General features: G+C 42.6%; 11 protein-coding genes. 7 read left to right on the top strand and 4 right to left on the bottom strand.

The features are described 5' to 3' along the window. The first annotated feature begins 150 nt into the window (after window positions 1-150). From bamA to rnhB, 7 genes are all read left to right on the top strand, one after another. Window positions 151-2754: an outer membrane protein assembly factor BamA gene (bamA, locus tag ACZ5O6_RS03045; protein WP_447091207.1), complete on the top strand. Its 2604-nt coding sequence runs from the start codon at window positions 151-153 to the stop codon at window positions 2752-2754. A 17-nt stretch (window positions 2755-2771) separates the two neighbouring features. Continuing rightward, a complete protein-coding gene (locus ACZ5O6_RS03050) occupies window positions 2772-3287 on the top strand; it encodes an OmpH/Skp family outer membrane protein (RefSeq protein WP_447091206.1) in 516 nt (171 codons plus the stop codon). Between the two features lie 23 nt (window positions 3288-3310). Further along, entirely contained in the window at window positions 3311-4324 is a 1014-nt protein-coding gene (lpxD, locus tag ACZ5O6_RS03055; protein WP_447091205.1) for a UDP-3-O-(3-hydroxymyristoyl)glucosamine N-acyltransferase, read from the top strand. 103 nt (window positions 4325-4427) lie between these two features. Further along, on the top strand, window positions 4428-4862 hold the full coding sequence (gene fabZ / locus ACZ5O6_RS03060) for a 3-hydroxyacyl-ACP dehydratase FabZ (protein ID WP_447091204.1): 435 nt from the start codon (window positions 4428-4430) through the stop codon (window positions 4860-4862). Between the two features lie 11 nt (window positions 4863-4873). Continuing rightward, window positions 4874-5647 (top strand): acyl-ACP--UDP-N-acetylglucosamine O-acyltransferase, encoded by a 774-nt coding sequence (gene lpxA / locus ACZ5O6_RS03065; protein ID WP_447091203.1) that lies wholly within the window; start codon window positions 4874-4876, stop codon window positions 5645-5647. A gap of 39 nt (window positions 5648-5686) precedes the next feature. Continuing rightward, the gene (lpxB, locus tag ACZ5O6_RS03070) at window positions 5687-6904 is read left to right on the top strand and encodes a lipid-A-disaccharide synthase (RefSeq protein ID WP_447091202.1); all 1218 of its coding nucleotides are present in this window, start codon (window positions 5687-5689) and stop codon (window positions 6902-6904) included. Beyond that, window positions 6904-7509: a ribonuclease HII gene (gene rnhB, locus ACZ5O6_RS03075; RefSeq protein ID WP_447091201.1), complete on the top strand. Its 606-nt coding sequence runs from the start codon at window positions 6904-6906 to the stop codon at window positions 7507-7509. Before lpxB ends, rnhB begins: the two co-directional genes overlap by 1 nt. A 64-nt stretch (window positions 7510-7573) precedes the next feature. Here rnhB and ACZ5O6_RS03080 read toward each other — a convergent pair whose 3' ends face one another. From ACZ5O6_RS03080 to ACZ5O6_RS03095, 4 genes are all read right to left on the bottom strand, one after another. Beyond that, window positions 7574-10339, bottom strand: a complete 2766-nt coding sequence (locus ACZ5O6_RS03080) for a valine--tRNA ligase (RefSeq protein WP_447091200.1) — start codon at window positions 10337-10339, stop codon at window positions 7574-7576. Window positions 10340-10523: 184 nt separating this feature from the next. Next, window positions 10524-11144, bottom strand: a complete 621-nt coding sequence (locus ACZ5O6_RS03085) for a hypothetical protein (RefSeq protein WP_447091199.1) — start codon at window positions 11142-11144, stop codon at window positions 10524-10526. Between the two features lie 148 nt (window positions 11145-11292). Continuing rightward, window positions 11293-11730, bottom strand: a complete 438-nt coding sequence (locus ACZ5O6_RS03090; RefSeq protein WP_447091198.1) for a DNA polymerase III subunit chi — start codon at window positions 11728-11730, stop codon at window positions 11293-11295. Between the two features lie 28 nt (window positions 11731-11758). Next, the gene (locus ACZ5O6_RS03095; RefSeq protein WP_447091197.1) at window positions 11759-13267 is read right to left on the bottom strand and encodes a leucyl aminopeptidase; all 1509 of its coding nucleotides are present in this window, start codon (window positions 13265-13267) and stop codon (window positions 11759-11761) included. Between the last annotated feature and the right edge of the window lie 116 nt (window positions 13268-13383).

Below are 13383 nucleotides of genomic sequence, written 5' to 3' on the forward strand. Positions count from 1 at the left end.
CTTTCGCATTAGCCATATCGATATTGTGTAGAAAATTATAACGCCCTCAATGTATGGGGAATAACCTTGTTGATGTATCTGCGCGCTACGGCTTGCCTGCATCATTCAAATTTTATTGTTGTTAATTAATCAGCCTGTATGAAACTATTTATGCGTACCACAAGTAAACTTCTATTCTTAGCATGCCTCTTATTTTCTATTAGCGTTGTTGCGGAAACATTTCGCGTGAATGATATTCGTATTGACGGATTACAGCGTGTGTCAGCAAAAACTATTTTTGCTGTATTGCCTATTGAAGTAAATACAGAAATAGATTCTTTTGCGATGCAGGATGCCGTTAGAGCTGTATTTAGAACAGGCTTTTTCTCGAATATTGATGTTGCAGTAGAAAATGATGTGTTGATACTGAACGTCGTTGAGCGTCCTGCCGTCAGTAATATTGGTGTAGTCGGTAATAGCGTACTTGATACTGAAGCATTACTTGATGGTTTAAAAAATATTGGTTTAGCTGAAGGGGAGATTTTTAAACAATCGGCATTGGATAAAATTGAGAAAGAGCTGAATGCTCAATATAGTGATATAGGCCGCTATGCGACGCAAATCCAAACCAAAGTCATTGAATTACAGCAAAACCAAGTAAATGTCGCCATTAAAATCATTGAAGGCGAGGTCGCCGAAGTTAAGCATATTAATATTGTCGGTAATAAACAATTCTTAGATAGTGAGCTAACAAGATTATTCGATGTTAAAGAAACGGGTAAGTGGTCTTGGATAACAGGAAATGATCAGTATGCTAACCAAAAATTAGCCGGTGATTTAGAGCGCTTGAAGACATTTTATCTTAACCGTGGCTATTTAGAGTTTGAGACATCATCTACACAGGTCTCGCTAAGCCCCGATAAAGAAACTGTGTATATTACGATTAATATTTTTGAAGGTGAACAGTACAAAATCAGAGCAGTAGATATTTCTGGTGACCCAATAATTTCAGAAAATGAAATTAATAAACTCATCAGTATTAAGGAAGGCGACATATTTTCTCAAGAAAAGTTATTGCTCATTTCTAATAATATAGAGCGACGCTTGGGTAGTGATGGTTATAGTTACGCTAAAACGAGTGCTTCGCCGGAGTTGAATAAAGAAGAAAAAACCGCAGATGTTACATTCTTTATTAACCCTGGCAGTATTAACTATGTCAGACGAATTGTTTTTCGGGGAAATTTAGCGACACAAGATAATGTGCTTCGTCGAGAAATGCGTCAGCTAGAAGGTGCGCCAGTATCTGTAGATAAACTTGAGCAATCAAAACTGAGATTACAGCGCCTATCCCTTTTTAGTGATGTCACGATGACCACAGAAGGTGTTCCTGGGCGCCCAGATCAAGTGGATGTAATATTTTCTGTCGTAGAACAACCTTCGGGTAGTATTAATGCAAGCCTAGGCTTTTCTCAGGGTAGCGGGGTAAGTTTTGGTGCAGGTATTCAGCAATCAAACTGGTTAGGAACTGGAAACACGTTCGGTTTTCAGGTTGATCATAGCGATGTCGAAACAGGTTACAGTGTCAACTTCTCAAATCCCTATTTTACTCAAGATGGTGTTAGTCGAGGCATTAGTTTATTTTATCGTGAGCGAGATTTAGATGAACTAGATATTGCGAGCTTTTCGACTGATCGTTTGGGTGTTGATGTGACATTTGGTTATCCTATTTCCGAAAATAGTCGTGTTTCGCTCGGCGTAGGTGTTGAGAATATTAAAGTGACTGCAGGTGCACAGGCGGTACAAGAGATATCTAGCAGTCCGCGTTTACGTTCAACTGTAGATAATCAGGTTATTAGTACTTCTGATCTTCAAAATTTGCGTGATGCTGGCTTTGAAGATTCTAATAATAATGGCTTTTTTGACGAAGATGATACTGTTTCTTCAGCTGTGACTACAGCAACGGTAGCTGGTCAAACGCTTGATCCTTCGCAACAACGTGACCCAGCAGAGAAAGGTTTTTTAGAAACTCATGGTGATGAATTTAACAACCTAGATCTTAAATTTGGCTGGAATCAATCGACATTAAATAGAGGAATTTTCCCAACTAAAGGTGGGTCTCAAAAGTTTAATTTCACGGTGGCTGTTCCGGGTAGTGATTCTGAATACTATAAGTTATCTTATGATGTGCAGCGTTATAAAGCATTGACTAAAAGTCTAACACTAAGGCTAAAAGGTAAAATAGGCTATGCCGACGGTTATGGTGATATGAATGGGCTGCCTTTTTTCGAGAACTTCTTTTCGGGCGGTAGTAGCTCAATTAGAGGTTTTGAAAGCAGTTCTCTTGGCCCAAAAGGCACTCCTGCAGTGTCTTATGTTGCTGCACCTTACAGCGGAGGAGATGCTGCCTACGTGACAACGGGTGGAATTAATGACTCGCTTGCTGTATATGAAGATACTGACAGACAAACAATAGGCGGTAATATTTTGTTCGAAACGGGTGTAGAACTTGTTTTTCCAGTACCTTTTACACGAGATATTAAATCATTGCGCACCATTTTTTTTGTTGATGCTGGAAATGTTTTTTCTGATTCATGTACAAGTACACAAGCTAACTGTAGCAATATCGACTTAGGGAATTTGAGCTCGTCGACGGGCATTGGCTTACAATGGCTGTCTCCTGTTGGTCCATTAAGTATGTATATTTCTAAACCTATTCAAGAACAACCTTTTGATAAAACTGAAAGTTTTCAGTTCTCACTCGGCCAACGCTTTTAATTTTTTACGGATACATTATGAACAAGCTTCTTCTTTTATCGGCATTATTAATCAGTGTTTTATTTAATCAAGCAGCCTTTGCGCAAAGTAATATCGCGATTATTGACTTGAATGGAGCGATTAGAGTATCCGACTATTCTAAAAAACAATATAAACTGCTACAGGCAGATGAAAACTATAAGAAACTTGTCAGTGCGATTACGCAAACGCGTGAAGAACTGCAAAAATTACAAAAAGAAGGAGAAACTAAATCATTAACATGGTCTGATAAGCAAAAACAGGATCATCAAGAAAAAGGCCAAAAAAAATATGCAGAACTCAATAATTTAGCGAGTCAAGAAGCTTCGGTTCGAAGTCGGTTAGACGCTAGTGTGCAACAGGAGCTAGCATCTAGGGTCGAGGCGCTTGTTAATGAAATTATTGAGGAAAAAGAAATAGGGTTGTTGCTTAAAGCGCAAGCTGTCTATTTTCGGACGGCCGATTTCGATATTACTGAAGAACTAGTGAAGCGGCTTAATAGTAGTGAGCAATAACTCTTTCAGAAACATAGCTGATAATGAAAAATAAAAAAGCGTATTCATTAGGCGAGATTGCCCAGCATGTTGGTGCGTCGCTAGAAGGTGACGCACATAAAATTATTTGTGGTGTTAATACATTAGAATCCGCATTAGAAGATGAAATTTCTTTTCTTTCCAATAAAACTTACGAAACACTTCTTGGTTCATCCAGTGCAGGCGCTGTGATCCTATCGCCTGAATATAGCCACCATTGTGCGTGTAACAAACTTATCACAGATAAACCTTATTATACTTTTGCTAAAGTGTCCGAACTGTTTGATGATGTCATTATAGCATCGGGTAATATACATACATCGGTTGTTTTTGGTCAATCTTGTCAAATTGATGCTGATGTTGATATTGCGGCTAACGTCGTCATTGGTACTAATGTGAGTATTGCCAGTGGCGTGATTATTTATCCTGGCTGTTATATCGGTGACAATACGACGATTGGTTCTAATTCAGTGATTTATGCGAATGTGTCCATTTATGGCAATACGTATATTGGTAGTGATGCACGTATTCATAGTCATGTCGTTATCGGTTCTGACGGCTTTGGTTTTGCACCCGTCGGTGATGAGAGAAAAAGTTGGCAAAAAGTACATCAGCTAGGTGGTGTCGAGATTGGAGATGATGTTGAAATTGGTGCAGGAACAACGATTGATAGAGGTGCCTTGGATAATACCGTTATTGCAGATGGTGTGAAGCTCGACAACCAAATTCAGATTGCACATAATGTGCGAATAGGGGAAAACACGGCAATTGCTGCCTGTGTAGGCATTGCTGGCAGTACGAGCATAGGAAAACGTTGCACTATAGCGGGTGCGGTGGGTATTATTGGTCACCTTAATATCATCGATGATGTACATATAACGGCTATGAGTTTAGTGACTAAATCAATTGCTAAGTCAGGTTCTTACTCTTCAGGCACACCCTTAAATAGTACGGCGTCTTGGCGAAAAAATGCAGCACGCTTTAACCGTTTAGATAGTATTGTTCGTAAGCTGTTATAGTTTTTGATCTTTTATTTAAAAAGTGATTATGACGAGCTCGGCTTGCGCTTCATTTATAGACACAGATAATAACTAATTCACAATATAAAGTAAGGCAAAAAGAATGGATGTAACCGAAATTAAAAAGTGGCTACCGCATCGATACCCATTTCTATTGGTAGATCGAGTGGTTGATCTGAAAATTGGTGAATCTATCATCGCATATAAAAATATTTCTGTTAACGAAGAAGTGTTTAACGGTCATTTCCCACAAGCACCTATTTTCCCGGGCGTGATGATTATTGAAGCAATGGCTCAGGCGTCAGGGATTTTAGGGTTTAAAACTATTGGTAAAACGCCGCAAGATGGCTCGGTATACTTATTTGCGGGAGCCGATAAGGTACGTTTTAGGCGTCAAGTGGTACCGGGTGATCGCTTGCAATTAGAGGCTACCGTGGTTTCAGAAAAGCGTGGTATTTGGAAGTTTGATTGTAAAGCTTCCGTTGATGGTGAGCTGGCAGCCTCAGCGACGATTCTTTGCGCTGATAGAAAAGTATAAGCGCTCCTTTAATGAGTATTCACCCTCAAGCGATAGTCGACCCTGCTGCTCGTATAGCAGACGATGTGAGTATTGGTGCTTTCTCAATCATTGGCCCTGATGTCACTATCGGTGCTGGTTCGGTTATAGAGCCTCATGTGATTATCAAAGGGCCTACAGTTATTGGTCAAAATAATCATATCTACCAATTTTCTACAGTTGGTGAGGCGACTCCAGATCTTAAATATCAGGGGGAGCCTACACGGTTGGTCATTGGTGACAATAATGTTATTCGTGAAGGTGTGACGATTCATCGAGGTACAGTGCAAGACCGTTCAGAAACCACTATTGGCGACCATAATTTATTGATGGCTTATGTTCATATTGGCCATGATAGTGTGATTGGTGATCATTGTATTTTAGTGAATAATACGGCGTTAGCTGGGCACGTGCATGTTGGTGATTGGGCCATTCTTGGCGGTTATACGTTAGTGCATCAATATTGTCATATTGGTGCCCATTGTTTTACCGGCATGGGTTCTGCGATTGGTAAAGATGTGCCGGCCTTTGTAATTGTATCTGGCTCGCCTGCAGAAGCGAAAACGATTAATGTTGAAGGTCTTTCTCGCCGTGACTTTTCCAAAGCGCATATTAAATTATTACAAAAAGCATTTAAATTGGTTTACCGCAAAGGCTTAACTTCTCAAGAAGCCTTAAAAGAGCTGCATACGCTGGTGCAAACGTGCCCACCCATGCAGTTGTTTATCGATTCGTTAATGTCATCCACTCGTGGAATTGTGCGTTAATTTTTTGTCTCCCCTTCATTTAACCGCTAGGTAAAGACAATGCATATTGGTATTGTAGTTGGTGAAGCATCCGGTGATATTCTAGGCGCAGATCTTTTGTTAACACTTCAACGGCGATTCCCACATTGTCGTTTTTCGGGTATCGGCGGTGAGCGAATGTTGGCTCATGGTTTTGAAACGCTTTATCCACAAGATCGACTGGCGGTGATGGGGTTGATTGAACCTCTAAAACGTCTACCAGAATTACTACGTATCCGTAGCGAATTGTATCGTTATTTTATCGATGAAAATATTGATTTATTTGTTGGGATAGATTCTCCAGATTTTGTGCTTACGCTTGAAAAAAAACTCAAAAAAAAGGGTATCAAAACAATTCATTATGTAAGCCCTTCTGTGTGGGCCTGGCGTCAAGGTCGTATTAAAGGTATTAAACAATCGGTTGATTGGATGTTGACGCTATTGCCCTTTGAAGCCGAATTTTATCAACAGCACCAAGTACCGGTTACCTTTGTTGGGCATCCTTTAGCGGACCAATTCCCTCTTCATAATGATCTTCAATTTTCAAGAGAGCAATTGTTGAAACAATTGTCAACGGCGCTGCCTTCAGAGCAGGCGCTATCGATAGCGCAGAACGGAAAAAAGCTAATAGCCTGTTTACCGGGTAGTCGGCGTTCAGAAGTTGACTATATCGGGGATACATTATGGCAAGCGATGGATAAGTTGGCGCGGGAAGTTAATGACGTACACTTTCTCATTCCAGCCGTAAATACTGATCGCTATCAGCAAATAACAGAGCAATTGATACGCTATCCACAACTACCCTACACGTTAATAGTCGGTAATTCGCAGGCGGTAATGGCTGCGTCTGATTGTGTAGTTATGGCATCAGGGACAACCACTTTAGAAGCCATGTTACTGAAAAAGCCGATGGTCGTTGTGTATAAGAAAGATGCGTTTTCTTACTGGTTAATTTCTCGTTTGTTAACAACAAAATACATTTCTTTGCCGAATTTATTGGCTGGCAAAAAACTCGTGCCTGAATTATTACAAAAAGCCGCGACTGCTGAGGCTATCGTTAATGAGACAAAGTATTGGTTAAATAACCCTAGTGCTGTCGATCAGTTAGTGCAACGTTTTACCCAGATTCATCAACAACTTCGCCTTAAGGCCAGTGAAAAAGCTGCCGATGTTGTTGAGCATTTACTGTCTTTAAATAAGACGATTAAAAACTCATCTCACTATAGTAAGGAAACATAATGGAAAAATTTATGAGTGTTTATTCCGGGCAGTTAGGTGCGGGTGTTGATGAAGTAGGCCGAGGGCCACTAGCGGGTGATGTGGTAACGTCAGCTGTTATTCTTGACCCTCGACATCCGATTGAGGGTTTGGATGACTCTAAAAAATTGTCGGAGAAAAAACGTAATCTTTTGTTTGATCTTATTCAGGAGCGCGCTCTGTCGTGGTCTATTGCGCGCTGCTCGGTACAAGAGATTGATGAGATCAATATATTACAAGCGAGTTTATTAGCAATGAAGCGTGCGGTAGAGGCTTTACCTGTTCAGCCAGAACATGTGTGGGTTGATGGCAACAAAATACCCCAGTGGAACTATCAGGCAGAAGCCGTGGTTAAAGGTGATAGCCGGGTACCCGCTATCGCAGCAGCATCAATATTGGCAAAGGTCACACGTGACCGTGAAATGATTGCCTTTGAGGATACATTTCCGGGGTATGGATTTGCGGGTCATAAAGGTTACCCGACCAAGGTGCATATGGCTGCTCTTGAACAATTGGGCGTCACACCCATTCATCGAACGTCTTATGCGCCTGTTAGGCGTTTGCTAAAAAAGAGTGAAGTAAACTAACAAATAGGCGTATGGGTTAGTTCACTTCATCGCTTGCTCAGTGAGCGACTATATTAAGCCGCAGCTACATGGCTTTAATTTTTTCTAGTTGTACATTTAGCTTTTTGAGCGATTGCTCATAATCGGCTAACTTTTCTTTTTCCTTATCAACAACGGCCGGAGGGGCTTTATCAACAAAGTTAGCGTTGCTTAATTTTCCACTCAAGCGTGAGGCTTCTTTGCTGAGCTTTTCAATTTCTTTGTTGAGTCGAGAAACTTCCGCGTCCTTATCAATAAAGCCTGCCATAGGAACCAATATTTCCATATTACCTACTAGGGCTGTAGCCGAGAGTGGAGCCTCCTCATTGGCATTAAGCCATTGAGTACTTTCTAGACCTGCCAGTTTACCGAGGAAGTTATGGGTATCGCTTAAACGCTGTTTATCTTGCTCGCTGCCATTAGCAAAATAAAGCGGCAGTTTTACCGACGGCGAAATTTGCATTTCACCACGAATATTACGTACACCTAAAATAATACGCTTTAACCATTCCACATCGTTGATCGCGTCTTCATCGATTTTGCTAGTGTCTGCGATAGGGTAGGGGGCTAGCATAATCGTCTCACCACTCTGACCCGCAAGTGTTTTAATTCGCTGCCAAATTTCTTCAGTGATATAAGGCATTAATGGATGCGCCAAACGCAGTGTGGTTTCCAATACGCGAATTAATGTGCGGCGCGTGCCTCGCTGTTGTTCAGGGCTGGCGTTGTCATCCCATAAGACAGGTTTAGATAGCTCTAAATACCAATCGCAATACTCATTCCAGATAAAATCGTAGAGTGCCTGAGAGGCTAAATCAAGGCGGTAGTTATTCAACCCCTCTTCAACCGCTTGTTCTGCCTGCTGCAAGCGAGAAATAATCCAGCGGTCTGCCAGTGATAATTCAACCGGCTCATTATTGTTGCCGCAATCCTGCTCTTCACAATTCATCAACACATAGCGTGCTGCATTCCATATTTTGTTACAAAAATTGCGGTAGCCTTCAATACGACCAATATCAAAGTTAATGTCACGGCCAGTCGACGCTAAAGAATAATAGGTGTAACGTAAAGCATCTGTGCCATAAGGGTTAATGCCATCGGCAAATTCTTTACGTGTCGATTTTTCAATTTTCGATGCTGCTTTTGGATTCATCAATCCTGTTGTGCGTTTCTGAACAAGGCTTTCTAAATCAATACCATCAATTAAATCAATCGGGTCGAGCACATTGCCTTTTGATTTAGACATTTTTTGCCCGTTGCTATCACGCACTAAACCATGCACATAAACGGTGTGGAAGGGCACTTCTTTACGGAAGTACAGCGTTAGCATAATCATGCGCGCCACCCAGAAGAAAATAATATCAAAGCCGGTAACAAGAACATCGGTGGGATGAAAGGTTTCTAATTCGGGTGTTTTTTCTGGCCAGCCCAGTGTGCCAAACGTCCATAAACCCGACGAAAACCACGTATCGAGTACGTCTTCGTCTTGGGTGAGTGTTATCTCGTCGGCTAGTTGGTGCTTTTCGCGGACATCAGCTTCGCTACGGCCTACATATACGTTGCCGCTGTCGTCATACCATGCTGGGATTCGATGCCCCCACCAAAGTTGTCGAGAAATACACCAGTCTTGAATATCTCGCATCCAAGAAAAATACATATTTTCATATTGATTAGGAACAAACTGAATAGAACCGTCTTCAACTTTAGCAATGGCTTCTTCCGCTAATGGTTGGGTACGTACATACCATTGGTTAGTGAGGTAAGGCTCAATAACCACGCCAGAGCGATCGCCTTTAGGGACTTTTAACATGTGGTCGTCAATTTTTTCGAGTAAACCTAGTGCGTCAAAGTCGGCGACAATTTGTTTGCGCGCGGCGAAGCGTTCCATGCCGCGATAGGCTTCAGGTACTTCATTGTTGAGATTGGCGTCATCATCAAGAATATTGATGAGCGGAAGGTTGTGCCGTTGACCCATCTCGTAATCATTAAAGTCGTGGGCAGGTGTAATTTTTACACAGCCGGTACCAAAATCACGATCAACATAATCATCGGCAATGATCGGTATTTCCCGACCTACTAGCGGCAACGTAATGGTTTGACCAATTAAGTGCTGGTAGCGTTCGTCTTCCGGGTGTACGGCGACAGCGCTGTCTCCCAGCATCGTTTCAGGGCGTGTGGTGGCAACTACTAGATGCCCTTCGCCATTAGTGAGTGGATAGCGGAAATGCCATAAGTGGCCTTTGGTTTCTTCGCTAACCACTTCCAAGTCAGAAATAGCGGTATGTAATATCGGATCCCAATTAACTAGGCGTTTGCCTCGATAAATTAATTTGTCATCGTAGAGTCGAATAAATACTTCTTGCACGGCTTTATAGAAACCGTCATCCATCGTAAAGCGTTCGCGACTCCAGTCTGGACTTGCACCTAGGCGACGTAGTTGGCGGGTGATATTACCGCCGGATTCGTGTTTCCAATCCCAAATTTTCTCGATGAATTTCTCACGGCCTAAGTCATGACGGCTAACGCCTTCTGCATCGAGTAAGCGTTCAACCACCATTTGTGTGGCGATACCTGCGTGGTCGGTGCCAACCTGCCATAACGTGTTTTTACCTTTCATTCGCTGATGGCGTACCAGCGCATCCATAATCGCTTCCTGAAAACCGTGCCCCATATGTAAGCTGCCGGTGACATTAGGGGGTGGAATCATAATGCAGTAACTGTCGCCTTCACCAGAAGGCTTAAAGTAACCGGCGTCTTCCCAGGTTTTGTACCATGACTGTTCAATTGCTTGGGGCTGATAGGTTTTTTCCATAGTCGATAAAATGTCTTTAGTAGTATGAGAATAAGTGATTTAACAGCTTACTGGAGCTATTTTCTTCGGTAAAAAGCGGGTTGGTAACGCAGATCAGTGCACCAGTGAGTAGTGCCAATCATTTGCCAAGCCCAAAGGCAGTAATTATACAATGAACAGAGAGGTAGGATGGTGTATCCAAAAACTATTTTTCCACATGCTGATTGTGCTGCTGGATCACATCTAAGAGTTTTTGGCGTAGCTCGGCTTCTATTTTCGGCAGATGGTGGGCAACGAGCTGATCGACCAATTGTTGGCTGTAGCTGGCATCGACGGTAGCCAATGGTTGTGGCTCAGTAGCCGCTTGTTCGTTGTTAGAAGATGCTGCTTGTAAACGCTGCCTGACATGTGCAGGTAAAAAAGGATTGTCTGCCAGCGTAGTGCGTGTTTTACGTACTTGCTGATGAAGGTCGGCGCTCTTTTGTATGCTCTCTTCGGGGTGTTTTGTTGTGTCTAAGTTATCAGGAATTATTGATTTGTCTGCCGTGTTAAATAGCGATTGCTGCCCAGGCAACACTCCGTGCATTGTTGTTGATTTAACGGCAATATCATTGTGAGTAGTTCTTGTATCGCGGCGGCTATTATTGGCGCCGGCTGAAAGAGCGGTGTGCTCCTCTGGGTGATGGTTGTGTTGGCTAATGGGTGTTTGCAACAGAGGAATATTGTCTATTTTGCGGTCATCGCTATCCAATAGCGTTTTAATGGACTCTAGTTCAGTGAGTAAGCTATTTTGCTTGTTATTAAATGTATGATCTTTCGTTGTCATGAGCCGTTGAGCCATCGATTTACACGTATATTTATTGTTTTGAATGTGCTGTCTGAGCCACTCTATCAGTGCTTTTAGGCTAAAGAATACTGCAGTTTTTGGTGATGATCAAATATCCGTGCTTCGCTCAATACAATGCAAGTAATAACTACAACTTATGAGATTTCAATGGGTAGCCGCGATCACGATAAAACTGATAATTCTCACGGGTTGTTGTTAGCAGGTCTTCGTCTTGCACTACAACTTCCATTAACTTATTAAACCGGCTAAATTCTTTTGGCACTATTGTTTGCGCATTAATAATAACGTCATAGTGGGCGTTTGTATTTCCTTGCCAGTCGATGATGATAGATTCTGCTGGATGGCTGTCGCTATTTGGGGTGTGATTATTCAGCGCGTGAGGCACAAAAGATTCCGGTTTAAATGACCATAAATATTGGCTCATGGACTCTGCGTGTTCTTCGTCATGGACTTTAATCACCACATGACGTCCGGTAAGCAGGGCTTTTTCTGCTAACCGGCACACAAAATGATCTCGCGCAGCCAGTGTTGTTTCCTGAAGAATATAAAAGTCTACTTCCGTCATAAGATTACGCGAGCTTGGTTGGTGGATCTTACTTTACTTGATTTAATAAATAGTGGCTTAGCAGTGGTACAGGGCGGCCAGTTGCCCCTTTATTGCCGCCCGACAACCACGCAGTACCGGCGATGTCTAAGTGCGCCCATGGATAGCTTTCGGTAAAGTGGGATAAGAAGCAAGCAGCGGTAACACTACCGGCTTCGCGACCACCAATATTGGCTAAGTCAGCAAAGTTACTTTTGAGCTGTTTTTTGTAATCATCCCACAGGGGCATTTGCCATGCTCTATCGCCACTGGCTTCGCCGGAAGCTAATAATTGTTCGGCAAGCTGCTCGTTGTTACTGAATAGGCCGGTGGCATGAGCGCCAAGAGCAATAACACAGGCGCCTGTTAATGTGGCCACATCAACAACGGAAGCTGGTTTGTAGCGTTCGGCATAGCTTAATGCATCGCACAGTACTAATCTGCCTTCCGCATCGGTGTTAAGCACTTCGATTGTTTTGCCCGACATTGAGGTCACAATATCACCAGGCTTGGTCGCAGTACTGCTGGGCATATTTTCAGCCGCCGCGACAATGGCAACGACGTTAATTTTGGGTTGTAGTTCTAGTAATGTATTGACGGTACCAAACACGCTGGCGGCGCCACACATATCAAATTTCATTTCGTCCATGCCTCCACCGGGCTTGAGGCTGATGCCGCCGCTATCGAAGGTAATCCCTTTGCCGACAAGTACGTGTGGGCGTTGTGATTTCGCGGCACCTTGATATTCCATAATGATGAGTTTGGCGGGTTCGCGGCTACCGGCAGATACCGACAGTAATGATCCCATGCCTAAATCTGCCATTTGCTTTTCCGACAGAATTTTTGTTTTGAGTATCGAATGCGCTTTAGCGAGTTTACGCGCTTGCTCGGCTAAGTAACTCGGTGTGCAGATATTTCCCGGTAAGTTACCCAGCTCGCGCGCAACATTCATCCCTTTGCCTACGGCTGAGCCCACGGCTAATGCTTTTTTGACATGAGTGCTACCGGCTTTATCACTGAGGTGAAAAGTAATTTTTGGCAAAGAGGGCGCGTTTTTATGGCTCTTGCAGTGGGTGAATTGATAGTAGCTATGGATGATTTTTTCGCCACAGCACTGCGCTTGCTGCACAATATCAAATTCATTCGTTGTGATGTCATCTAAGAAAATGTCGGCTTGTTTGATGGCCATTTTTGCCAATTGCTTGGCATAGCTCACAGTACAGTTACGATAACGTTTTGCATCCAATTGGCTCTTTTTACCAAAGCCCACCAAGATGATCTTGCGAATATTATCTGTTGGCTGATGTATCACCGCGGTTTGGCCGGTCTGAGCGCTAAACTCGCGGGAATCAAACATATCAGTAAATGAGAGGCGGCTTTCTTTATTCACTAAAGAAGCATAATGAGGTAAAGCAATAGTTTGCCCTTTTTTGGGCTTTTCATGAGCGAATACACCAAGAACGATACATTCGCTTTTATAAGTAGTAATGGTTGTCGCTATTTTGACTGAAAAGCTCATATTGGATCCTATGCTATAGGTTAAATCTGCGGGTGATGAAAAAATAATAGTATAGCGTAATTATATAGTGGCTAGCGGGTTAACCTGCGGTTGTTTTATGTTTTATCGTGTAATGG

The organism is Eionea flava (assembly GCF_055393785.1).